The sequence below is a fragment of the Micromonospora orduensis genome, from assembly GCF_006228125.1.
GTDB lineage: Bacteria > Actinomycetota > Actinomycetes > Mycobacteriales > Micromonosporaceae > Micromonospora > Micromonospora orduensis.
In genome coordinates this window covers 25,296-46,044 of the sequence record NZ_VDFY01000190.1, presented here as the reverse complement: position 1 = coordinate 46,044, position 20,749 = coordinate 25,296, and the positions used below count along the sequence as shown (strand labels likewise).

General features: G+C 72.9%; 25 protein-coding genes. 15 read left to right on the top strand and 10 right to left on the bottom strand.

Annotated elements, in window-relative coordinates; all coding sequences use genetic code 11:
• The first annotated feature begins 2 nt into the window (after positions 1–2).
• Positions 3–1,436 carry an aldehyde dehydrogenase family protein gene (locus FHG89_RS21840; RefSeq protein WP_139586271.1) on the top strand — a complete coding sequence of 478 codons (1,434 nt, stop codon included), beginning with the start codon at positions 3–5 and terminating at the stop codon, positions 1,434–1,436.
• A gap of 57 nt (positions 1,437–1,493) precedes the next feature.
• On the opposite strand, the gene FHG89_RS21835 is transcribed toward FHG89_RS21840, so the two are convergent.
• Entirely contained in the window at positions 1,494–1,895 is a 402-nt protein-coding gene (locus FHG89_RS21835; RefSeq protein ID WP_139586270.1) for a ChaB family protein, read from the bottom strand.
• 157 nt (positions 1,896–2,052) lie between these two features.
• Here FHG89_RS21835 and FHG89_RS21830 point away from each other — a divergent pair, with 157 nt between their 5' ends.
• From FHG89_RS21830 to FHG89_RS21815, 4 genes are all read left to right on the top strand, one after another.
• Positions 2,053–3,039: a YihY/virulence factor BrkB family protein gene (locus tag FHG89_RS21830; RefSeq protein ID WP_139586269.1), complete on the top strand. Its 987-nt coding sequence runs from the start codon at positions 2,053–2,055 to the stop codon at positions 3,037–3,039.
• An 86-nt stretch (positions 3,040–3,125) separates the two neighbouring features.
• On the top strand, positions 3,126–3,542 hold the full coding sequence (locus FHG89_RS21825; RefSeq protein ID WP_007458076.1) for a DUF2795 domain-containing protein: 417 nt from the start codon (positions 3,126–3,128) through the stop codon (positions 3,540–3,542).
• Positions 3,543–3,594: 52 nt separating this feature from the next.
• Positions 3,595–4,056 (top strand): SRPBCC family protein, encoded by a 462-nt coding sequence (locus tag FHG89_RS21820; RefSeq protein WP_088947319.1) that lies wholly within the window; start codon positions 3,595–3,597, stop codon positions 4,054–4,056.
• Between the two features lie 112 nt (positions 4,057–4,168).
• Positions 4,169–4,429 (top strand): hypothetical protein, encoded by a 261-nt coding sequence (locus FHG89_RS21815; RefSeq protein ID WP_139586268.1) that lies wholly within the window; start codon positions 4,169–4,171, stop codon positions 4,427–4,429.
• On the opposite strand, the gene FHG89_RS21810 is transcribed toward FHG89_RS21815, so the two are convergent.
• Complete coding sequence (locus tag FHG89_RS21810) at positions 4,384–5,643, bottom strand: MFS transporter (RefSeq protein WP_139586267.1); 1,260 nt, start codon at positions 5,641–5,643, stop codon at positions 4,384–4,386. The genes FHG89_RS21815 and FHG89_RS21810 overlap by 46 nt on opposite strands.
• A 158-nt stretch (positions 5,644–5,801) precedes the next feature.
• On the opposite strand from FHG89_RS21810, the gene FHG89_RS21805 reads away from it, so the two are divergent.
• The gene (locus tag FHG89_RS21805) at positions 5,802–6,011 is read left to right on the top strand and encodes a hypothetical protein (RefSeq protein WP_139586266.1); all 210 of its coding nucleotides are present in this window, start codon (positions 5,802–5,804) and stop codon (positions 6,009–6,011) included.
• On the opposite strand, the gene FHG89_RS21800 is transcribed toward FHG89_RS21805, so the two are convergent.
• Positions 6,008–6,457, bottom strand: a complete 450-nt coding sequence (locus tag FHG89_RS21800; protein WP_139586265.1) for a hypothetical protein — start codon at positions 6,455–6,457, stop codon at positions 6,008–6,010. The genes FHG89_RS21805 and FHG89_RS21800 overlap by 4 nt on opposite strands.
• A gap of 156 nt (positions 6,458–6,613) precedes the next feature.
• On the opposite strand from FHG89_RS21800, the gene FHG89_RS21795 reads away from it, so the two are divergent.
• A complete protein-coding gene (locus tag FHG89_RS21795; RefSeq protein ID WP_139586264.1) occupies positions 6,614–6,967 on the top strand; it encodes a DUF6401 family natural product biosynthesis protein in 354 nt (117 codons plus the stop codon).
• A 73-nt stretch (positions 6,968–7,040) separates the two neighbouring features.
• On the opposite strand, the gene FHG89_RS21790 is transcribed toward FHG89_RS21795, so the two are convergent.
• The gene (locus tag FHG89_RS21790; protein WP_139586263.1) at positions 7,041–7,850 is read right to left on the bottom strand and encodes a mechanosensitive ion channel family protein; all 810 of its coding nucleotides are present in this window, start codon (positions 7,848–7,850) and stop codon (positions 7,041–7,043) included.
• Positions 7,851–8,048: 198 nt separating this feature from the next.
• Between FHG89_RS21790 and FHG89_RS21785 the strand changes: the two genes are divergently transcribed.
• From FHG89_RS21785 to FHG89_RS21775, 3 genes are all read left to right on the top strand, one after another.
• Entirely contained in the window at positions 8,049–10,187 is a 2,139-nt protein-coding gene (locus FHG89_RS21785) for a SpoIIE family protein phosphatase (RefSeq protein WP_139586262.1), read from the top strand.
• A 54-nt stretch (positions 10,188–10,241) separates the two neighbouring features.
• Entirely contained in the window at positions 10,242–10,919 is a 678-nt protein-coding gene (locus FHG89_RS21780) for an HAD family hydrolase (protein ID WP_139586261.1), read from the top strand.
• Positions 10,920–11,025: 106 nt separating this feature from the next.
• Entirely contained in the window at positions 11,026–12,321 is a 1,296-nt protein-coding gene (locus FHG89_RS21775; RefSeq protein WP_139586314.1) for a cation:proton antiporter domain-containing protein, read from the top strand.
• 15 nt (positions 12,322–12,336) lie between these two features.
• On the opposite strand, the gene FHG89_RS21770 is transcribed toward FHG89_RS21775, so the two are convergent.
• A complete protein-coding gene (locus FHG89_RS21770) occupies positions 12,337–13,275 on the bottom strand; it encodes an NAD(P)/FAD-dependent oxidoreductase (RefSeq protein ID WP_208761049.1) in 939 nt (312 codons plus the stop codon).
• A gap of 87 nt (positions 13,276–13,362) precedes the next feature.
• Here FHG89_RS21770 and FHG89_RS21765 point away from each other — a divergent pair, with 87 nt between their 5' ends.
• The gene (locus tag FHG89_RS21765; RefSeq protein WP_139586313.1) at positions 13,363–13,578 is read left to right on the top strand and encodes a DUF3072 domain-containing protein; all 216 of its coding nucleotides are present in this window, start codon (positions 13,363–13,365) and stop codon (positions 13,576–13,578) included.
• 102 nt (positions 13,579–13,680) lie between these two features.
• Here FHG89_RS21765 and FHG89_RS21760 read toward each other — a convergent pair whose 3' ends face one another.
• Entirely contained in the window at positions 13,681–14,181 is a 501-nt protein-coding gene (locus tag FHG89_RS21760; protein WP_139586259.1) for a metallophosphoesterase family protein, read from the bottom strand.
• Between the two features lie 67 nt (positions 14,182–14,248).
• Positions 14,249–16,078: a glycoside hydrolase family 15 protein gene (locus tag FHG89_RS21755; protein WP_139586258.1), complete on the bottom strand. Its 1,830-nt coding sequence runs from the start codon at positions 16,076–16,078 to the stop codon at positions 14,249–14,251.
• A 120-nt stretch (positions 16,079–16,198) separates the two neighbouring features.
• Here FHG89_RS21755 and FHG89_RS21750 point away from each other — a divergent pair, with 120 nt between their 5' ends.
• Positions 16,199–16,783 carry a general stress protein gene (locus FHG89_RS21750; protein WP_139586257.1) on the top strand — a complete coding sequence of 195 codons (585 nt, stop codon included), beginning with the start codon at positions 16,199–16,201 and terminating at the stop codon, positions 16,781–16,783.
• A gap of 47 nt (positions 16,784–16,830) precedes the next feature.
• Here the strand turns inward: FHG89_RS21750 and FHG89_RS21745 are convergent, their stop codons facing one another.
• A complete protein-coding gene (locus FHG89_RS21745) occupies positions 16,831–17,418 on the bottom strand; it encodes a DUF1684 domain-containing protein (protein WP_139586256.1) in 588 nt (195 codons plus the stop codon).
• Positions 17,419–17,427: 9 nt separating this feature from the next.
• The gene (locus FHG89_RS21740) at positions 17,428–17,994 is read right to left on the bottom strand and encodes a TetR/AcrR family transcriptional regulator (protein WP_139586255.1); all 567 of its coding nucleotides are present in this window, start codon (positions 17,992–17,994) and stop codon (positions 17,428–17,430) included.
• Positions 17,995–18,042: 48 nt separating this feature from the next.
• On the opposite strand from FHG89_RS21740, the gene FHG89_RS21735 reads away from it, so the two are divergent.
• Entirely contained in the window at positions 18,043–18,531 is a 489-nt protein-coding gene (locus tag FHG89_RS21735; protein ID WP_139586254.1) for an FBP domain-containing protein, read from the top strand.
• An 11-nt stretch (positions 18,532–18,542) separates the two neighbouring features.
• Here the strand turns inward: FHG89_RS21735 and FHG89_RS21730 are convergent, their stop codons facing one another.
• Complete coding sequence (locus FHG89_RS21730) at positions 18,543–19,076, bottom strand: GNAT family N-acetyltransferase (protein ID WP_139586253.1); 534 nt, start codon at positions 19,074–19,076, stop codon at positions 18,543–18,545.
• 157 nt (positions 19,077–19,233) lie between these two features.
• On the opposite strand from FHG89_RS21730, the gene FHG89_RS21725 reads away from it, so the two are divergent.
• Both FHG89_RS21725 and FHG89_RS21720 read left to right on the top strand, forming a co-directional pair.
• Positions 19,234–19,716, top strand: a complete 483-nt coding sequence (locus FHG89_RS21725) for a MarR family winged helix-turn-helix transcriptional regulator (RefSeq protein ID WP_139586252.1) — start codon at positions 19,234–19,236, stop codon at positions 19,714–19,716.
• Between the two features lie 11 nt (positions 19,717–19,727).
• A complete protein-coding gene (locus tag FHG89_RS21720) occupies positions 19,728–20,714 on the top strand; it encodes a pirin family protein (protein WP_139586251.1) in 987 nt (328 codons plus the stop codon).
• Positions 20,715–20,749: the final 35 nt, after the last annotated feature.

Sequence of the window (20,749 nt, the reverse complement as noted above, 5' to 3'; positions counted from 1 at the left end):
GCATGTACACGATTGCGCAGCTGGTGGGCGGGGTGTGGGGTGCGGGCGGCGACGGCGGTGAGCTGGTCGTGCACGACCCGGCGGACGGTTCGCCGGTCAGCACGGCGCCGGTGGCCACGGCCGACGAGGTCGGCAAGGCGGCACAGGCGGCGCGCGGCGCGGCGGCGGAGTGGGCGGCGACCGCGCCGGCCGCACGGGCGGCGGCGCTGCACCGGGCCGCGGACGCGGTCGCCGCGGCCACCGACGAGTTGGCGGCGGTGGTCACGGCGGAGATGGGCAAACCCCTGGCGGACGCCCGCGGCGGCGTCGAGGCGGGCATCGGCACCCTGCGACAGTACGCGGAGCTGGCCCCGCTGCGCGGCGGACGGACGCTCAACGGCGCGGGGGACGCGCTGGACTTCATGACTCCGCAGCCGCGCGGCGTGGTGGCCGCGATCACCCCGTGGAACGACCCGGTGGCGGTCTCCTGTGGGCTGCTCGGCGCGGCCCTGGTCACCGGCAACGTGGTGCTCTACAAGCCCAGCGAGCGGACGCCGGCGACGGGTTGGCTGCTGGCGCGGGCGCTGGACGGGGCGCTGCCGGCCGGGGTGCTGTCGCTGCTCACCGGCGGTCCGCAGGTCGGTGCGGCGCTGGCCGCCCAGGAGGTCGACGTGGTGGCGCACGTGGGCTCCACGGCGACCGGACGGGCCATCGCCGCGGCGGCGGCCGGCACCGGCGCGAAGGTGCTGCTGGAGAACGGTGGCAGCGACCCCCTCGTGGTCGACGCGGGCGTGGATCCGGAGTGGGCGGCGGAGCAGGCGGCGCTCGGCGCGTTCGCCAACGCCGGGCAGATCTGCGTCGCGGTGGAACGCATCTACGCGCACCGGGACGTGGCCGAGGACTTCGTGGCGGCGCTTGTGCGACGGGCGGGCGCGCTGCGGACCGGACCGGGGCGGAACCCGGACACCGAGCTCGGTCCGCTTGTCGACCGGCGGCACCGGGACCACGTGCACGGGCAGGTTGCGGCCGCCGTGGCCGCGGGTGCGCGGGTACGCGTCGGCGGGGAGGTGCCGGACGGGCCGGGGGCGTTCTACCCCGCCACCGTGGTCACCGACTGCCGGCACGACATGCCGCTGGTGCGGGAGGAGACGTTCGGGCCGGTCGCCCCGGTGGTGGTCGTCGACTCGTACGAGGAGGCGCTGCGCTGCGCGGCGGACTCCCCGTACGGGCTGGCCGCCACGGTGCTCACCGCCTCGATGAGCCACGCGCAGCGGGCGTGGCGGGAGCTGCCGGTGGGCACGGTGAAGATCAACTCGGTGTTCGGCGGGGCGCCGGGCGGCGCCGCGCATCCACGCGGTGCCAGCGGGCAGGGCTTCGGCTACGGCCCGGAGCTGCTGGACGAGTTCACGGCCACCAAGGCGGTGCACATCGAGGCGCCGGCCGGCGGGCACTGGTGACGAGGCACGGGCGGACGCGGGTGTGCCGCGTCCGCCCGTGCGTACCGTCGTGGGTGGTCAGTCGCCGCGGGCCTTGCGGGTCGCGCGGTCGTTGGCCTTCTCGATGGCCTTGACCAGCTCCGGCTTGGTCATGCTGGACCGGCCGGGCACGTCCAGCTTACGGGCCACCGACATCAGGTGGTCCTTGCTGGCGTTGGCGTCCACCCCGCCCGCGGTGGGCGCGCGGCGTTCCGGTCCACCGCCTGCCGCCTGGGCGTCGCTCGGGCCCTTGCGGCCCTTGGGCTCCCAGTGGTCGCCCACCTTCTCGAACTCGTGCTTCACCGCCGCGAAGGCGGTGCGGTGCGACCGCTCCCCCTCGCCGTAGGTCTGCACCGCCGAGTCGTGCGTCTTCTCCCAGGTGCGCTGCGCCTTGTCCGGGGAGCGTCGCAGCGTGCTGGGCATGTCCTCGCGCCCGGGCATCTCGTCCTCCTCCGTGTCGGTCAGATTCCCCTGCCGTTCCCCTGACGCCCGCGGGCAAACCGCCGGGCGGGTTTGCCGATTTCCCGGCTGGGGTACCGGCCGGCCAGGCCCGACCGGACGACCGGTCATCCGGCGGCCGGGCGCACATGGGAGCGGCATGACGACCACTGAGTCGGGTACGACCCTCGGCGGCGCCTCCGGCGCGCGGCTGCCCCGGCGGGTGCGCCAGCTCAACTGGCGGACCTGGCGTGGCGTGCTGGTCCGCAGCGTGCGGAACTTCGTCACCGACAACTGCTCGGACTGGGCCGCCGCGTTGACGTACTACGGCGTTCTGGCGCTCTTCCCGTCCGCCATCGTGGTGGTGGCCCTGGTCGGCCTGGTGTCCTCCGGCGAACAGACCGTCGACACGGTGGTCGACCTCGCCGACCAGGTGGGCGCCGGGTCGGTGCTGACCGACGACGAGGGTGGCGTGGTCGGGGTGATCCGGTCGGTGGTGGTCGAGCAGAGCAATCCCAAGCTGCTGCTGAGTTTCGGTCTGCTCGGTGCGCTGTGGTCGGCGTCGGGCTTCATCGGGGCGTTCACGCGGGCCTCGAACGCCATCTACGGGGTGACCGAGGGCCGGGCGGTGTGGAAGCTGCGGCCGCTGCAGATCGGTCTGGCCGCGATCACGTTGGTGCTCCTCGCGGTGGTCGCCCTCGGGCTGATCGTCAGCGGCCCGGTCACCGACGCGGTCGGCGACCTGGTCAACGCCGGTGGCCTGGCCCGCACGGTGTGGAGCGTGGCGAAGTGGCCGGTCCTCGCCATGATCATGATGGCGCTGCTGTCGCTGCTGTTCTGGATCGCCCCGAACGTGCGCCAGCCCCGGTTCCGCTGGCTCACCCCGGGCGGCGCGGTGGCGCTCGTCTCCTGGGCGCTGGTCTCCTTCGGCTTCGGTCTGTACGTGGCCAACTTCGCCTCGTACGACGCGACATACGGCAGCCTGGGCGCGGCCATCGCCTTCCTCGTCTGGCTCTACCTGTCGAACTCGGCGCTGATGCTGGGCGTGCAGATCAACGCCGAGGTGCAGCGGGGGCGGCAGTTGCAGGCCGGCGACCCGGACCCGGAGGAACCGGTGCTGCCGCCCCGCAAGCCCGCCGACGACTGAACCGCCGTGCCCGGATGTCCGGTCCGGGGGCCGCTTCGTGGTCGGGTTCCGGTTTACCGGCCCTGGCGTCGGGTAGCGCAGAAGGCATGGAGCGTGGCAACAGCAAGCACGGACCGAGGATTGACGAGCAGATGAGCCAGGAGGTCAGCGGCCTCGTACAGGGGCCGGGGACCGGCGGCTCTCGGGTCGACGAGTCGCGGGTCCCGGAACCGGCGGGCGAGGACCAGCCGGAGACGACGACCGCCCCGGCCGGCGACCTGCGCACCGGCACCCCGCAGGGGATGAGTTCCACGGATGTCGAGCAGCGCAGCCGGCTCGGCCGATTCATCTCGATGAGCGCCCTGCCGGGCGACCGCCTCGTCCTCATCGCCAGCGCCCGCGAGAACGAGGCGCCGGACGACATCGTGGCGGCCCTGGAGCGGTTGCCCGAGGGCACCGAGTACCAGACCGTCTCCGAGGTGTGGGCCGCGCTCGGCCACAAGAACGAGACAACCCGCTGGTGAGGCAGGGATCGCCCCCGATCCGCGCGCTCACCGGCCGAAGGAGGTTCCCCAGATGAGTGGCGTTACCGAACACGTCGACGTTGCCGTACCCGTCCGCACCGCCTACGACCAGTGGACGCAGTTCGAGGAGTTCCCCCAGTTCATGGAGGGTGTGCAGGAGGTCCGGCAGCTCTCCGACACGATGACCCACTGGACGGTGGACATCGCCGGGGTGAAGCGGGAGTTCGACGCCGAGATCACCGAGCAGCTGCCCGACGAGCGGGTGGCCTGGCGTTCCACAGGCGGTACGCAGCAGGCCGGTGTGGTGACCTTCCACCGCCTGGACGAGGACAAGACCCGGGTCACCCTCCAGCTCGAGTTCGAGCCGCACGGGGTGGTCGAGCAGGCCGGCGACAAGCTCGGCATCGTCGACCGGCGGGCCAAGGGCGACCTGGAGCGGTTCAAGACCTTCATCGAGCGGCGCGGTCAGGAGACCGGCGCCTGGCGCGGGTCGGTGGACCGCCCGCAGCCGTGACCCCGAGTAGCACCCACGCGATGGCCGCCGGAGTTCCCGGCGGCCATCGCCGTGTCCGAGCCCGCCCGCGCGGCGCCGTTTGCGATCATCGCGCCCGGGTACGGCTGAGGGCATGACCGACGACAACAGGGTGTGGCGGGACGAGGAACGACTCCCGCTGGAGGAGTTGGAACGCGCCGTGTCGGGCTCCAGCCTCGACGGGCAGGCCGACGACGTGACCGGCAACGACGCCGGCGAGGAGGCCGCGTTCGGGCACGGACCGGCGGCGGCGGACCGCGCCGGGCAGGCCCGGGGCGCCGGCCGGGAGCCGACCGACCCGGAGCGCGCCTACCGTCCCTCCACCACCGGCCGTACCGGACCGGACAACGGCTGAGCCGACTCGGGCCCGGGGCGTCCGACCGGCCGGGTGGGACGGCGGGCACCCAGCTCGTACAGCACGAACAGCGCCACCGCGAGCACCACCAGGGCCGGGCCGAGCACCTGCACCGACAGGGCGTCGATCAGGACGCCGAGCACACCGGGGACGAGCGCGGCGCCCAGCCCGGCGGCGCCGATCTGGAGGCCGATGGCGCGGTCCGCGTGGGCCGCGCCGACCCGGTCGGCGGTGGTGAGGGTGAGCAGCGGGAACACCGGCGCGGCGGCGAAGCCGACCACGACCAGGCCGACGACGGCCAGGGCCGCCGACCCGGGTACGGCGATCAGCGCCGCCCCGACGACCATCCCGGCCAGGCTGGCGCGCAGCACGAGTCGGGTGCCCAGCCGCTCGGCCACCACGCCCTGCACCACCCGGCCCACGAAGAGACTCCCCCAGTACGCGGACACGCAGCCGCCGGCGACCGCGCCGCTGAGCCCGCGCCCCTCGGTGAGCAGCAGGAACGCCCACAGCCCGGCGGACACCTCGATCGCCACGTACAGCGCGAAGCCGACCGTCCCCGACCAGACCGCCGGCAACCGCAGCGTGGCGCGTACCGGCACGCGGACCGCCGGTGTGGTCGGCGCCGGCGCGGCGCCCGGATCGGTGGGTGCGCGGCGCCAGGCGCGCACGGTGAGCGCGAACGCGGTGGCGAGGGCGAGTTGGGCGGCGGCCACGATGCCGTACCCCCAGCGCCAGGCCAGCCCGGCGCTCAACGCACCGGTCATGATCAGCGGGCCGATCGCCACACCCAGGCCGAAGAACGCGTGCATCCAGTTCATGTGTCGCGGGCCGAACGCCCCGGCGGCGTACGCGTTGAGCCCGGAGTCGATCGCGCCGGAGCCCAGCCCGAGCAGCAGCGCGCAGCCGACGATCACGGCGAGCCCCGGGCTCACCGTGTAGCCGGTCAGCGCCAGGCTGGCCAGCAGGGTGCTGCCGGCGAGCAGCGCGCCCACCCCGACCCGGGCGAGCGTGAACCCGGCCAGCACGCTGGAGGTCAGGTAGCCGACGGTGCCGGCGGTGAGCAGCAACCCCACCGCCTTGGTCGGCACGTCGAAGTCCGCCCGGATCGAGGGCCAGCCGACGCCGAGCAGCCCGTCCGGCAGGCCGAGACTGACGAACGCAAGGTAGGCCAGCAGCAGCAGTGACGCGCGGGGCGCGGGCGCAGTGGGCACGGGACAGCATCCTGCCGCAGGCGCACCTTACCGTCATCGCCGGCCACGGGCCTCCCGCGACAAGAAGTGGTGTCCGGACGGTCGAGAAAACGGACAGCTCATCCAGAATCGGCCGATCGGAGGACGGCAACCCGGTTGATTCGCGTAAGAATTTCGGAATGCATCAAGGCTCCGGAATCCTCTCCACGCGTCAGCGCCGGCTCGCCTGGCTCGGCTTCCTGCTCGCCGCGCTCCAGGCGCCGGTCTCGGCCCGACTCGTCTCCGACGACTCCTGGCTGTTCAGCCTCTGCGTCGCGCTGATGGTGGCCACCGTGATCATCGCTGACGACGCGACACGGCGCCGGCCCACCGGCGCGACCGGCGACTAGCCGCCGCTTGCCGGCCGGGCCTCGTGCCCCGGCCTGCCCCGGCTGCGGCGGCGCTCCTTCATCTCGGCCTCGTAGAGGTGCCGCCGCCCACCCACCAACTCGTCCCGGGCCTGCTGGTCCAGCTCCCGGAACAGCGCGTGGTAGCCGTCGTCGAAGTCCTCGACGATCTGGAACGTCCACCGCCCGGCGATGACGTTGCGGCCCACCAGCTCGGTGGCGATCCGGTCGGCGAGCTGCTGGTGCCCGGCCGCGCGGAACCGCTCCACGGCCTCGTCGAGCATCAGGTCGGCGTGCCCGATCAGCTGGTGCAGCGAGTACAGGTGCCCCCGGGCCCTCTCCACGCACTCCAGCGCCTCGCTGAGCTTGCCCAGGGCGGCGACCGTCTCGTCGCTCACCCCGTCCGGCCGGCGGTGCCGCTCGTCCGGCGCGTCCGCTCGCTGTCCCATCGGTGCCTCCGCGCTCTGGTGTGTGCCGTGGTTCTCCTGCTGCCCCGTCTGTGCCGGATCAACCCTCGCGGCCAGCCCGGGGTCGTCCGGTGGCGTGGCCGACACCGCCGAGCGGCCGAGGCCGGCCCGCTCACCTGTCGGTTAGCCTCGGTCACCATGCGTGTGCCGTTCACCCGGGTCGCCTCCCGTACCGCCGTCGACTCGGCGCGGTCCACCCTGGCCGCCCTCACCGTCTCCGTGGGCACCGTCGGGCTCGCCGCGGCCGCCACCCGCCCCGGGCTGCTCGCCCTCGTCGACCAGCACGCCGCGGCCGTACGGGACAGCCTCGACGGCGACCGGCAGCCCCTCACGGCCGCGTCCCTCGCCGGCTACGCCGAGGGCCTGCGCGAGGCGGCTCTGGAGCACGGGTGGACCCCGCCGCGCGGCCCGGTGGACTGGAGTGAGCCGGAGTGGCCGCTCGCCCGACTGCTCGCCGTCTGCGCGCTGGCCCGATCGCTCGACGGGGCCTGAGCCGCAGGCAGGGGGCGTCCGCGCCGCAGCGCGAACGCCCCCTTCTTCGGTTCCGAGCCTGCCGGCGCGTCACCTACGAGCGGTACTGCTGGGCCTCGTCGACCCGGGGCATGGCCTGGGTGCGGTCGCCGCCACGGTCGGCCATCTGCCGCTCCATGTCGCTACGCCCGGCCGCCGTGGCCTGACGCTGCTGCTGCACCGCCCGGGCTTCCCTCGCAGCCCGGTCCAGCCAGCCGTCCCAGCGCTTCTGCATCGGCTTCACCAGACCACCACCGACACCGACGATCAGGATGCCGGCCACCGTGGCGAGCACCGCGATCAGCACCGGGGTGGTCACCGTCGTGGCGATGCCCACCTGGTTCAGCGCGGCGATCACGCCGAGGGCGATGATGAAGATCGCCGTCAGGTCGGCCAGGACCTTGCCGTACGAGAGCCCGCCCAGCGCCCCGGTGACCAGATCCCGGACGGCGTTGGCGATCGCGGCCGCCACCACCACGATGACGATCGCGATGAAGGCCCGCGGCAGCCAGGCCACCACGCCGCTGATCAGGTCACTGATCGCGTTGGGACCCCAGACTCCGAAGGCGAACTGCAGAGTGAACAGCAGTACCGCGTAGTACGCCAGTCTGGCCAGAATGTCGCTGGCGTCGTACTTCGTTCTCTCCAGGGCCCGTTTGATGCCTCCGCGTTCGACCGCTTCGTCGAAGCGCACCCGTTCTAGCACCGTATCCACGATCTTGAGGACGGCTCTGGCGATGAGCCAGCCGACCACGAGGATGACGATGAAGGCCACTGCCTTCGGGATGAAGAGCAGCACCGACCTCCAGGTGTCGGCGATGGCATCGCCGATGTCGGCCTGCCGGACCGCGAGGGTTTTCAGCATGACGTCCCTCCTGTCGCATGGACTGCGCCGGGCGCATACCCGGCCGGGGGTGCGGCAGTCCGCGCGGCTCGCGGAGTTTTTTCCGACAAGCCATAGGAGAAGGGCCCTGAACTGGCCGAACAGTCACCACGGCGGAGCCCACGACGACCCGCCGCCATGATCGGATGCCGTTCTCGCGGGGCCGGATAGGCTGCGGACATGCCAGGAACGGTCGGGCGAGTCCCCACGCCAGCAACTCCGGTCCCCGGCGCATCCACGGAAGCGGGGGCGGACGCCGGCGTGCTCGCCCACGACTGGGCCGGCACCCCGCTGGGCCCACCCGAGGCATGGGACCCGTCGGTCCGGGCCGTGGTCGAGCTGATCCTCGCCTCACCGATGCCTATGGCACTGGCGTACGGCGACGACCTCGTGCTGCTCTACAACGCCGGGTACGCCGAGCTGCTGGGCAGTAGACACCCCGGCGCCCTCGGCCGCCCGGCCGCCGAGGTGTACGCGGAGGTCTGGGCGCTGCCCGGCGTCGGTGAGGTGATCGAGCGGACCTACCGGCAGGGCGTGTCGTTCCTGGAGAAGGAGTCGACAGTCCCCCTGGTGCGGGAGCACTCCGCCGTGGCGGAGCAGGCGGTCTTCACCCGGGGTTACTCGCCGGTGCGGGACAGCGCCGGGCGGATCGTCGGCATGTTGACGGTGGCCGCCGAGACCACCCACGTCACCGAGCAGTTGCAGAGCCTCAGCGAGGTGGCCGCCGCGCTCGCCGGCACGCTCACCCTCGACGACGTGGCCCGGGTGGCGCTGCGGCACACGATCAACACCTTCGACGCCGACCAGGTGGCGTTCGCTGTCGACGAGGGCGGCGGCGGTTGGCGGACCGTGCGCCGGGTACGCGGCGAGCTGATGGACGAGGCCGACGAGCGTCTCCCGCCGCTGTGGCGGCGCGTACCGGCGGACTGGTCGGCCCCGGTGGTGCGGGTGGCGCGGGCCGGTGATCCGTCGTTCCTGCGGGACGGGCAGCCGCTGCGGGAGACCGCGGTCGACCGCCACGATCAGAAGATCCGGTCGATGGCGGCCCTGCCGCTGGGCACCTCGGTGGTGCGTGGCGGGCTGGCGGTCGGCTTTCAGGCGACACATGCCTGGTCGGCCGCTGAGCGGGCGTTGCTGGCCGCCTCCTGCGAGCTGATCGGCCAGGCGGCCGAGCGGGCCCGTCGCTTCGAGACCCAGCACGGCACCGCCCAGTTGCTGCAACGCAGCATGTTGCCGGCGCACCTGCCGGACCTGCCCCGACTGCGGATCGCGGCCCGCTACGACCCGGGGGTGGACGGCAACGCCGCGGGCGGGGACTTCTACGACGCGTTCCTGCTGCCCACCGGCGACCTCGGCGTGGTGCTGGGCGACGTCGCCGGGCACGACGTGCAGGCGGCGGCACGGATGGGACAGGTCCGCGCGGCCCTGCGGGCGCTGGCCCTGGCCGACCCGGCCCCGGACGCGGTGCTGGCCGGACTGGACCGGCTGGTGACCAGCCTGGGCGCGGAGGCCGGTACCGACGAACTGTTCGTCACCGTGGTGTTCGGGGTCGTCGACGCGGACCGCCGGCAGGTCACCCTCGCCAGCGCCGGTCATCCGGCCCCGCTGATCCGCCGCAGCGACCCGGACGGCCGTTCCCGCGCCGAGTACGTGGACCTGCCGGCCGGCCCTCCGCTGGGGCTCGGCGGCCGGCCGGTCACCGCCACCGTGCCGTTCCGTCCCGGCGACACCCTGCTGCTCTTCAGCGACGGTGTGGTGGAGCGCCGTCGGCAGAGCCTCACCGCCGGGCTGGACTCCCTCGTCGACGCGCTCGCGAAGGCCGGCAGCAGTGATCCGCGCGCGCTGTGCGCGGTGGCCACCGCCGCCGTGCCCGGTGGCACCGAGGACGACGTGGCCGTCCTGGCGGTCGAGCACGCGCTCAAGCCGAGCCGATCGGCGAGCATGGAGGTGCCGGCGGAGCCGACCGCGCCGAGCCGGGTCCGGCACTGGATGACCGGCCAGCTCACCGAGTGGCAGGTGCCCGAGTCGGTGATCGGCGCGGCGGTGCTCTGCACGAGCGAGTTGACCACCAACGCCCTCCTGCACGCCGGCACCGCCGCCCGGGTGGAGATCGACCTCAGCCCGGAGCGGCTGCTGGTCTCGGTCGCCGACACCGGCACCCGGGGGACCGTGACCCGTACCCGCACCGACACGTTGAGCAGTCGGGGTCGCGGTCTCGGGCTGATCGAGCAGCTCAGCGACGCCTGGGGCACCGATCCGACGGTCCGCGGCTCCACGGTCTGGTTCGAGATCCTCGTTCCGGCCGTCGAGCGCCGCTGACGTAGCGGGCGTCCGCACGAATCAGCCGACCCCGCAGCGGGTAGGGGGACGCGCATGGCCACTGACCGCCCCGCGGGCGTCCTCTTCGACGTCGACGGCACCCTCGTCGACACCACCTACCTGCACACCGTGTCCTGGTGGGAGGCGCTGCGCCAGACCGACCATCCGGTGCCGATGGCGACCGTGCACCGGTCGATCGGGATGGGCGCGGACAAGCTCCTCGATCATCTGCTGGGCCCGGAGCGCGACCGCGACGCCGACACGAAGCTGCGCGACGCGCACGACACCCTGTACGCCGAGTACTGGGAACGCCTCACACCGCTGCCCCGGGCGGCGGACCTGCTGCGCGCCTGCGCCGAGCGGGGCCTGCGGGTGGTGCTGGCCACCAGCGCGTCGGAGCACGAGGTCGGCGCGCTACGCCGGGCGCTGGGCGCCGACGACGTCGTGGACACGGTCACCTCCTCGGCGGACGCGGAGCAGAGCAAGCCGGCCCCGGACATCCTGGTCGCCGCACTGGAGCAGTCCGGGCTGGCCGCCGAGCGGGTGGTCTTCGTCGGCGACTCGGTGTGGGACGTCGCGGCGGCCGGCAAGCTCGACATCCCGTGTGTGGGCCTGACCTGCGGCGGCACCAGCCGCGGTGAGCTGGCCGGCGCCGGGGCGGTGGCGGTGTACGACGACCCGGCCGCCCTGCTCGCCGAGCTGTCCGACTCTCCCCTGACCCAGGCGAGGTGAAGCCCACTCGGGTTGGTCGGGGCGCGTACGCATAGCCGGAGTTCCGGCGGGGCATGGTCTGTCACCACCTGCCCGCAACCCGTGGGCGCGGGTGGAGGGTGGCATGGTGGAGCCGGTAGACGTGGCGTTCGCGCTGGTGGGCCTTGGCGCTCTGCTCGCGGGCATCCTGCCCCGGGTGTTGGAGCAGCGTCCACTGTCCATGCCGATCGCCTTTCTGGCCCTCGGCATGCTGGTCTTCCTGCTGCCGGTGGGTCTGCCCACACCGGACCCGCTGGCCCATCCGACGCTTACCACCCACCTGACCGAGATCGGCGTGATCGTCGCCCTGATGGGCGCCGGCCTCAAGATCGACCGCCCGTTGAGCTGGGTCCGCTGGTCGTCGACCTGGCGGCTGCTGGCCATCGCGATGCCGCTGTGCATCGCGGCGGTCGCGTTGCTCGGCTGGTGGTGGGCGGGCCTGGTGCCGGCGGCGGCGCTGCTGCTGGGCGCGGCGCTGGCCCCGACCGACCCGGTGCTCGCCGCCGACGTGCAGGTCGGCGAACCGACCGATGTCGAGGACTCCGAGGACGAGGTCCGCTTCGCGTTGACCTCCGAGGCCGGCCTCAACGACGGGCTGGCGTTCCCGTTCGTCTACGCGGCCATCGCCATCGCCTCGACGAGCCTCGCCCCGGGCGACTGGCTGGCGACATGGTTCACCGTGGACGTGCTGTGGAAGGTGTCCGTCGGTGTCGGTGGCGGCCTGCTCATCGGCTGGCTGCTCGGCAAGCTCTTCTTCCGGGCGCCCAGCAAGCTGCGGCTGGCCCGGCACGCCGAGGGTTTCCTCGCGTTGGCCGCCACCTTCCTGGCGTACGGCCTGGTGGAGGTGGTCGGCGGGTACGGCTTCCTGGCGGTGTTCGTGGCAGCCCGGGCGATCCGGGCGGCGGAGCGGACCCACGAGTTCCACGCGGTGCTGCACGACTTCGCCGAACAGATCGAACGACTGCTCACGCTGGTGTTGCTGCTCCTGCTCGGCGGCGCGATCGTGGGCGGCCTGCTCGCCCCGTTGACCTGGTCGGCGGCGGCGGTCGGGTTGGCGCTGGTGTTCCTGATCCGGCCGTTGACGGGCTGGCTGTCGCTGCGTGGGGCGCCGGGCCGCTCGGCCGAGCACTGGGTGATCTCGCTGTTCGGCATCCGTGGGGTGGGCTCGTTCTACTACCTCGCGTACGCCACCACGAAGGCCGACTTTCCGCAGGCGGAACTGCTCTGGGCCACGGTCGGGCTGGTGGTGCTCGTGTCGGTGGTGGTGCACGGCGTCACGGCGACCCCGGTCATGCAGCTGCTGGACCGCGAGGGCGAACGGACGTCCGATCCGGCCGAACGGGACGCCTCCGCCCAGCCCGTCGCCGCCGCCGGACACGGCTAAGCGGGCGACGACCCGTCAGGCGAGGCGGGCGGCCAGCGCGCGGCCGAGGTCCCGTCCGGAGCGCCAGGCGCTCTGCACCCGGGGCTTGCCGAAGGCGTCACCGGCCAGGCCGATCCCGTCGGCGTCCAGGTGGAAGGTGTCGCCGCCGGCGGCGCCGGTCGGGGCCGCGTACGTCCACCTGTGCACGTGCACGTCGGTGGCCTGCTCGGGCAGCCCCAGCAGGTCCCGTACGGCCTGCGCGATCGCCGGCCCGGCCCCGGTGGGCTGGGCGAGGTGACCGCTGGCGAACGCCGGCACGGTGTGCGCGACGAGCACCGGCGCCCCGTCGCCGCGCCGGTCGCCGTCGTCGCAGACGAGGCTGAGCACCTGGTGGTCGTTGACGAACGCGCCGCCGAAGTCGGGCCAGCGGCGGCTCGGGAAGCGCAGCACGGCGGCGAGCGCAGGTGACCAGCTCTGCGCCTGCACGGCCCGGGTGGCGTCGGCGAGGGCCGGGTCGAGCAGCAGCGCGGCCTGCGGGCCGGGCATGGCCAGGACGGCGGCGGCGGACGCCTCGCCGTCCACGACAGGCCCGGCCTCGACGCTGAGCACCAGCCGGTCGACGGTCAGTGGCAGCGGGGCGGCCAGGTCCTCGACCAGCGAGCGGAGCCCGCGCGGCGCGGCGAAGCGCATCGGACCGGGCACGTCGTGGCGCCCCTGCCGGTCGTACGCCTGGAAGGTGTCGGTCCACTCCCGGACCAGGCCGGCGGAGCGCCACCGATCGACGACGACCCCGAAGTCCGGGTCGCTGACGGTGAAGTACGCGGCGCCGATGTCGGCGGGGCGGCCGGCGAAGCGTTTGCTGGCCATCCGGCCGCCGCAGACGTGCCCCCGCTCGCGCAGCCGTACCGGCACCCCGGCACGGGTCAGCTCCAGTGCGCAGGCCACGCCCGCGATGCCCGCACCCACAACCGTCACACTCATCGGCTGATCGTAGGCGGCGGGTGGCATGAACCACGGATGATCGGGGTAGTGGCACACCTGTTCGAAGAGAGGGTGATGACGATGACGGACCGCAGCAACGAGCAGGCCGACCCGCGCGGCGCGATCAAGGACCCGGACGAGTGGGTCACCGGCGACGAGCCACCCACCGCCGCACAGGAGTCCTACCTGAGGACGCTCGCCCGTGAGGCCGACGAGCATCTTCCGGACGACCTCACCAAGGCCGAGGCGTCCAAGCGGATCGACGAGCTCCAGGCCGAGACCGGCCGAGGCCGGTAGCCCCTCCCCCACTCCGGCGATCGTGCGCCTGCTGTCACGCCAGACCGGCCGACAGGGCACGGAACGGCAGCGGCGAGCGCACGATCGCTGGGGTGTGTGTCGTCACGGGCGGGGCAGGCGGTGCAGGCGCACGCTGGTCAGGCGACCTTCGGTGATCTCGGCTTCCAGGTAGGTGGCGTGCGGTTGGGAGCGGCGGTCGGTGGGTGAGCCGGGGTTGAGCAGGCGCAGACCGCCAGGCGCCTCGGTGTCCCAGGGGATGTGCGAGTGCCCGAAGACCAGCAGGTCGACGTCGGGGTAGCCCGCCGCGCAGCGCTGCTCGCGCCCGGTCCGGGGCCCGGTCTCGTGCACCACGGCGACCCGCAGGCCGTCGAGGTCCACGCGGGCGACCTCGGGCAGCCGGGCGCGCAGCGCCGGGCCGTCGTTGTTGCCGTACACGCCGATCAGCCGCCGCGACCGCGCGAGCATCGCGTCGAGCAGCGCCTCGTCGACCCAGTCGCCGGCGTGCACCACCACGTCCGCCGCCTCGATCGCCGTCCACAGCGGCTCGGGCAGGTCCCGGGCCCGCTTCGGTAGGTGGGTGTCCGCCGTGAGCACCAGCCGCATGCCGCCATTGTCCCCCGCGCCCCGGCCGCCCGCCCGGCGACGGGGGCGCCCCGCGCGAGAGCACAGGTCAGGGACGCACCGGGCTGAAGTGCGCGGGGGGCATGCCGAGTCCCCGTGCCACCGGGTCCCGCTCGACGTCGGTCAGCACACCAGCGGCGTTGATCAGGCCGATGTGCGAGAACGCCTGGGGAAAGTTGCCCAGCTGCTCCCCGGTCAGCGGGTCGATCTGTTCGGCGAACAGGCCGAGGTCGTTGACCCGCCCCGCCAACACACCGAACAGCTCGTGTGCCCGGTCCCGCTCACCGGCAAGCGCCAGGCAGCACACCAGCCAGAACGAGCAGATGAGGAACCCCGCCGGGTCGCCGTCCCAGCGCCGCAGCAGCCCGTCGTGCGACAGCCCCTGCTCCACGGCGCGGATCGTCGAGCGCATCCGTGGGTCGTCGGCCCGCAGGAAACCCACCAACGGCATCACCAGCACCGACGCGTCCAGCTCGTCGGACTCGAAACTCCCGGTGTACGACTGGAGCCGCTCGCTCCACCCCCGCTCAAGGACCTCCGCGCGCACCTGGTCGCGGGCAGCCGCCCAGCGGGCCACGTCCTGCGGCCCGCCGAGCTGGTCACCGAAGCGGACCGCCCGGTCCAGGGCCACCCAGCACTGCACCTTCGAGGACACGTGGTGGTGTTGGACGCCGCGCTCCTCCCACATCCCCGCGTCGGGCAGCGTCCAGACCCGTCCGGCCTGGTCGGCGAGCACCCGCAGGACGTGCCGCACCTCCGGGTCCATCGGCTTGAGCTTGTCGCGCATCAACCAGGCGGCGTCCATCGCCTCGCCGAAGATGTCGGTCTGCCGCTGCTGCCACGCGTCGTTGCCGATCATCACCGGTGGGCTGTCGCGGTAGCCGCCGAGCTGGTCCAGTCGATGCTCGGTGAGGTCCCGCTCGCCGAGCACCCCGTACATGATGGGCACCGGTTCGTCGTCGACCCGGCCCATCGCCCGACCCAACCAGGCGAACTGCCGCTGCACCTCGGCTAAGCACGCCGAGCGCCACAGCGCCCGCAGCGTGAGACTGAAGTCGCGTACCCAGACGTAGCGGTAGTCGTAGTTGCGGTCCCCGCCGAGTTCCTCCGGCAGCGAGGTGGTCACCGAGGCCACCACCGCCCCGCTCGGGCCGTACGTCATGCCCTGCACCACGAGTCGGCTGCGCCGCACCTGCTCCGGGTAGAGGCCCTGGTAGTCGTGCTGGTCGGCCCAGGACCGCCAGCCGGCGACGGTGTCGGCGATGGCCTCGTCGGCGTCCGGCACCTCCGGCAGGGGCGAGTCGTAGGTCGGGGCGTACCCGAGGGAGAAGTTGTGCGTCGTGCCGGCGCCGACGGTGAACGACGCGGTGGCCTCGCCGTCGCCGCAGCTCAACGGCACGTCGCTGCGCAGCGTGAGCCGGGCGGCCCCGGCGATGGCCTCCAGCATGTCGTCCCGCTCGACCATGTACGCGATGGCGCGCCCGTACTCGAAGCGGGGCCGGTAGAGCACCCGCATCGGCACCGCGCCGGACAGCCCCCGCAGGCTGCGGACCAGAACCTGGGGCGAGCGCGCTCCGATCTCGTGACCGCGCGCGCCGGGCTCGAAGGCGAGCGCGTCGGTCAGCGCGACCTCCCCCTGAGCGGTACGGAACTCGGTGCGCAGCACCAGAGCGTCGTCGAGGTAGCGGCGCTGCACGGTGAAGTCGATCGCCGGTTGGACAGCCCAGTGCCCGGCACCGTCGTCGAGCAGTCGACCGAACACCGACGGGGCGTCGAACCGGCCCGGGCACCACCAGTTGATCGAGCCCGAGGTGTCCACGAGCGCCGCGCTGCGGCCGTCGGCGAGGAACCCGTAGTCGCTGATCTGTCCGCTCTCCACCCGACTGGCTACCCGAGTGGCCCGCGCGCATTCCCCGGGCGCAACGGCAGCCAGCCGGGCGGTAGGCGTTACCGCTCGGCGTGGGCGGGAACCCGGGACGTTGACCGAGGGAGGATGCTCATGACGTCAGCTTCGGGTCCGGCCGCCGCCTGGCGGCCCGGCACACAGGGTGGCGACCTGCTTCCAACCGGACCGGCCGGTCGCCTGGCGACACCAGCCGGTGACGGGAATGGTCCGGAGACCGGCCCACCAACCGTTACGATCGGCGCTTATCCGGACTATCCGTCCGCGCAGCGGGTGGTGGACTATCTCGCCGACAACCGCTTCCCGGTGGAGCACAGCGCCATCATCGGCACCAACCTCACCCTGGTGGAGACGGTGCTGGGGCGGATGACCACCGGACGGGCGGCCCTGCTCGGCGCCGGCACCGGCGCCTGGTTCGGGCTGTTCATCGGCCTGTTGTTCGGCATCTTCACGATCGGCAACTGGCTGGCGGTGATCCTGGTCGGCCTCGTCATCGGCGCGATCTGGGGTGCCGTGTTCGGCGCTGTCGCGCACGCGATGACGGGTGGGCAGCGGGACTTCACCTCCGCCAGCTCGCTGCGTGCCGGCCAGTACGCGGTGACCGTCGACGCGCAGCTCGCGGACCAGGCCCGGCAGCTGCTGGGTCGGATGGGGATGGGCAACCGCCCCGCCAACGCCTGAGTGGTCACGGTCCGATCGGCCGTCCCGGCTCCACGCCGGGGCGGCCGTCAGCCGTGGTACGCCAGTTCGCCGGCCCGCAGCGGCACGTCGACGCGGTTCTCCGGCGGCGCGAGCGGGCAGGCCCAGCGGTCGTCGTACGCGCAGCTCGGGTTGTACAGGTAGTTGGCGTCCAGGCGGACCCGGTCGCCGTGCAGCAGCTCGACGCCCCGGCCGAAGGTGCCCTTCACGGTGTCGGTGAGGTAGCGCCCACCGCCGTAGGTCTCGGAGCCGCAGGTGGCGTCACGCAGCGGCACGAACAGTCCACCCCCGTACGCCTCGATCCACCAGAGGGTCAGCGGCCCCCACGGTGTCTCGGCCACCGCGATCCGGCGGTACGCGACGACGCCGTCCGGCCCGCCGGTGTCGACCCGCAGCTCTCCGCTGGCCGGTCGCAGCGGCGCCTGCACGACGGCATCGGGGTTGGGCGGGTAGTAGCGCACTCCGGGGAACCCCTGACGCTCCGCGGGTGGGATCGGGCTCTGCGGGTGGGTGGCGAAGAGGTCGTCGCGGCCGGCGCGGAAGCCGGCCAGGTCGACGTCGGAGAGGTAGAGCCGGGCCACCCGCTCCCGCCAGTCGGCCAGTTCCAGATCGTCCACACCCCGAGCCTATGCCGGCCAGTTGCTCAGGACGGCGTCAAGGGCGTCAAGGGTGCGGGCCCAGGAGTCGTCGGTGCTGCGCGGGGTGTGCCGGAATCCCCCTGTCTTCTCCAGGCTCACGAAACCGTGGAAGGTGCTGTGCATCATCCGTACCGCGTCGGTCTGGTCCGGCTCGGCCAGGCGGTAGCCGCGCAGGATGGCCCGGGTCATCTCCGCGTGCCGGACGCCGGCGCTGGCGGCTGCCGTCTCGGGGTCGAGGTCGATCTGCATGGCCGCGTACCGGCCCGGGTGCTCGTTCGCGTAGGTGCGGTACGCGTTGGCGAAGGCCACCAGGGCGTCCTTGCCGGCGCGACCGGCCAGCGCCGAGGCGACCCGGTCGGCGAGTTCGGTAAGCGCCAGCAGGGCCACCCGCACCCGCAGGTCGTGTGCGTTACGGATGTGGAAGTACAGGCTCGCGTCCTTGACGCCGAACTGGCGGGCGAGCGCGGCGACTGTGACGTTCTCCATGCCGATCTCGTCGGCCAGTTCCGCCGCGGCCAGGGTCAGCCGCTCGGCGGTCACCCCCGCACGTGCCATGCGCCACACTCCTCTAGTTTTTTACCTAGGGTGACTAGGCTAGACCCTATGTTGGTCCCCACCGAGTCTGCCATCCGCGCCTCCTTCGTCAACACGACCCAGGGCGAGGCGAAGCGACTGGCCGTACCCAACGACCTCGAATTCCGCCCCTGGGACGACCTCGACTTCCTCGGCTGGCGGGACCCCTCCGCGCCGCAGCGGGCCTACCTCGTCACCGAGGCCGACCACGGACTGGTCGGCGTGGCGTTGCGCGTCGCGCCCCAGCAGACCGGGCGGGTCCGACGCAGCATGTGCTCGCTCTGCCTGACCACGCACACCGGCGACGGCGTCTCGCTGATGACCGCCCGCAAGGCCGGAGCCGATGGGCGGCAGGGCAACTCCGTGGGCGCGTACATCTGCTCCGACCTGGCCTGCTCGCTCTACCTGCGGGGCAAGAAGCACGCCGGGCCTCGCGTCTACGAGACCCTGACCGTGGCGGAGAAGATCGAGCGCACGAGGAGCCACCTCACGGCGTTCCTGCGCAAGATCACTGAGTGACGGCCGACTGATCAGCGGTCGGTGGCCAGGCGGGCGTGCAGGTGCTCGTCGTAGCGGCGCCCGTCGCCGTACTGGTACGACTCGCGCAGCGTGCCCTCGGCGGTGTAGCCGGCCCGGTCGGCGACCCGGCAGGAGGCCGGGTTGGCCACCGCGTGGCACAGCTCCACCCGGTGCAGCCGCAGGTCGGTGAACGCCCACTCGGTGAGCCGGACGACGGCGCATGCCGCCACCCCGCGCCCGCGCGCCGCCGGCACCGTCCAGTAGCCGATCGACGCGTCGCCGTGGTGGATGTGGTGCAGGGACACCGAGCCCAGCAGCTCACCCCCGTCCGCCGCGGTGACCGCCAGGGAGGCGTGGTCACCGGCGGACCAGTCGGCCCGGCGGCGCACCCAGAGCAGGGCGTACTCGTCGTCGACCGGGCCGGCGGACTGCGGGTTCCACTGGGCGATGGCCGGGTCGCGCAGGGCGCCACGGACGGCGGGGGCGTCCGCGTCGCGCCAGGGGCGCAGCAGCAGGTCGGCGGCGGCGAGTTCCACGTGTTCCACGAGGGCGGAGTCTGGCACATCGCCGGACCCGCCCGCCGCCCGTTTTCCGTCCACGTCCTTCAAAGCTGCACGGCCCCCTCCCACCGAGCGTTCCCTGTGACGCAGCCGACGGCCGGAAGCATTACTTAAATTTTGAAAGACTGCTACCGTCGGGGACGTGACAGAGAGCCTGGACAGCACCCGAGAGGCGGCCTGGCGCGCCTACATCGAGGCCAGCCAGCGTCTCTACACCCAGTTGGAAGAGGACCTACGGGTCGACAGCGGCCTGAGCTTCGCCGACTACCACGTGCTGGTCGTGCTCTCCGAGGCGCCGGGCCAACGGCTGCGCATGGGCGAGCTGGCCAGCCGACTGATCTTCTCGCCGAGCCGACTGACGTACCAGATCTCCTCCATGCAGCGGCGCGGCCTGGTCAGCAAGGAGCCCTGCCCGGACGACCGACGCGGCAGCGAGGCCGTGCTCACCGCCGCCGGGTTGCTCACCCTGTCCGAGGCCGCACCCCATCATCTGACGTCGGTGCGTACCCATCTGATGGACGACCTCGACGACGACGAGGTCGCCTGCCTCACCCGGATCTTCGACCGGCTCGGCCGCCGCCTGCGGGCGGCCGGGACCACGTCGAACACCCACGCCTCACGCTAAGGAGCCCCGCGATGCCCGCGATCACCGTTGACAACGTCCTCGTCCTGCCCCGCCTGCCCAAGCTCGACGAGACCACCCGATTCCGCCCGGTCCGCACGGTGACCACCGCGCCCAGCGGCTTCGAGGGCGAGGGTTTCCCGGTCCGCCGGGCCTTCGCCGGGGTGTCGACGACCGACCTGGACCCGTTCATCCACCTCGACCAGATGGGCGAGGTCGACTATGCGCCGGGTGAGCCGAAGGGCACCCCGTGGCACCCGCACCGCGGCTTCGAGACCGTCACGTACATCATCGACGGCGTCTTCGACCACCAGGACTCGCAGGGTGGCGGCGGCACCATCACCGACGGCGACACCCAGTGGATGACCGCCGGCAGTGGTCTGCTGCACATCGAGGCGCCGCCGGAGCACCTGGTCACGAGCGGTGGCCTCTTCCACGGCACGCAGCTCTGGGTCAATCTGCCCCGCAAGGCCAAGATGAACCCGCCCCAGTACCAGGACATCCGGGGCCGGGAGTCCGCGCTGCTCACCACCGAGGACGGCGGCGCGCTCATCCGGGTCATCGCCGGTGAGGTCGCCGGGCACAAGGGGCCGGGCTCCACCTTCACGCCGATCACCATCAGCCACGTCACCGTCCAGCCCGGCGCGCAGGTCGACCTGCCCTGGAACCCCGACTTCAACGCCCTGGTGTACGTGCTCGGCGGGCGCGGCACCGTCGGCGCCGAACGCCGTCCGGTGCACACCGGTCAGCTCGCGGTGCACGGTCCGGGCAGCGCGCTGCGGTTCAGCGCGAACGCCACGCAGGACAGCAACACCCCGGCGCTCGACCTCTACATCATGGGCGGCCAGCCCATCCGGGAGCCGGTGGCGCAGTACGGGCCGTTCGTGATGAACACCCGCGACGAGCTGCTCCAGGCGTTCGAGGACTTCAAGGCCGGCCGACTCGGCGTCATCCCCAGCGAGCGCATCCCGCACACCAACGGCCAGGGCCCGCGCCCCTGATCCCGATCATGCGAAAGGCCCCCGGATCGTTCCGG

What these genes read in the sequence shown, in the direction of transcription:
- FHG89_RS21720 (WP_139586251.1), top strand. Translation starts at nt 19,728, where the DNA reads ATGCCCGCGATCACCGTTGACAACGTCCTCGTCCTGCCCCGCCTGCCC.
- FHG89_RS21815 (WP_139586268.1), top strand. Translation starts at nt 4,169, where the DNA reads ATGACCGACGACAACAGGGTGTGGCGGGACGAGGAACGACTCCCGCTG.
- FHG89_RS21820 (WP_088947319.1), top strand. Translation starts at nt 3,595, where the DNA reads ATGAGTGGCGTTACCGAACACGTCGACGTTGCCGTACCCGTCCGCACC.
- FHG89_RS21760 (WP_139586259.1), bottom strand. Translation starts at nt 14,181, where the DNA reads ATGCGGCTGGTGCTCACGGCGGACACCCACCTACCGAAGCGGGCCCGG.
- FHG89_RS21805 (WP_139586266.1), top strand. Translation starts at nt 5,802, where the DNA reads ATGCATCAAGGCTCCGGAATCCTCTCCACGCGTCAGCGCCGGCTCGCC.
- FHG89_RS21830 (WP_139586269.1), top strand. Translation starts at nt 2,053, where the DNA reads ATGACGACCACTGAGTCGGGTACGACCCTCGGCGGCGCCTCCGGCGCG.
- FHG89_RS21795 (WP_139586264.1), top strand. Translation starts at nt 6,614, where the DNA reads ATGCGTGTGCCGTTCACCCGGGTCGCCTCCCGTACCGCCGTCGACTCG.
- FHG89_RS21735 (WP_139586254.1), top strand. Translation starts at nt 18,043, where the DNA reads ATGTTGGTCCCCACCGAGTCTGCCATCCGCGCCTCCTTCGTCAACACG.
- FHG89_RS21825 (WP_007458076.1), top strand. Translation starts at nt 3,126, where the DNA reads ATGGAGCGTGGCAACAGCAAGCACGGACCGAGGATTGACGAGCAGATG.
- FHG89_RS21750 (WP_139586257.1), top strand. Translation starts at nt 16,199, where the DNA reads ATGACGTCAGCTTCGGGTCCGGCCGCCGCCTGGCGGCCCGGCACACAG.
- FHG89_RS21835 (WP_139586270.1), bottom strand. Translation starts at nt 1,895, where the DNA reads ATGCCCGGGCGCGAGGACATGCCCAGCACGCTGCGACGCTCCCCGGAC.
- FHG89_RS21740 (WP_139586255.1), bottom strand. Translation starts at nt 17,994, where the DNA reads ATGGCACGTGCGGGGGTGACCGCCGAGCGGCTGACCCTGGCCGCGGCG.
- FHG89_RS21765 (WP_139586313.1), top strand. Translation starts at nt 13,363, where the DNA reads ATGACGGACCGCAGCAACGAGCAGGCCGACCCGCGCGGCGCGATCAAG.
- FHG89_RS21785 (WP_139586262.1), top strand. Translation starts at nt 8,049, where the DNA reads ATGCCAGGAACGGTCGGGCGAGTCCCCACGCCAGCAACTCCGGTCCCC.
- FHG89_RS21790 (WP_139586263.1), bottom strand. Translation starts at nt 7,850, where the DNA reads ATGCTGAAAACCCTCGCGGTCCGGCAGGCCGACATCGGCGATGCCATC.
- FHG89_RS21800 (WP_139586265.1), bottom strand. Translation starts at nt 6,457, where the DNA reads ATGGGACAGCGAGCGGACGCGCCGGACGAGCGGCACCGCCGGCCGGAC.
- FHG89_RS21780 (WP_139586261.1), top strand. Translation starts at nt 10,242, where the DNA reads ATGGCCACTGACCGCCCCGCGGGCGTCCTCTTCGACGTCGACGGCACC.
- FHG89_RS21840 (WP_139586271.1), top strand. Translation starts at nt 3, where the DNA reads ATGTACACGATTGCGCAGCTGGTGGGCGGGGTGTGGGGTGCGGGCGGC.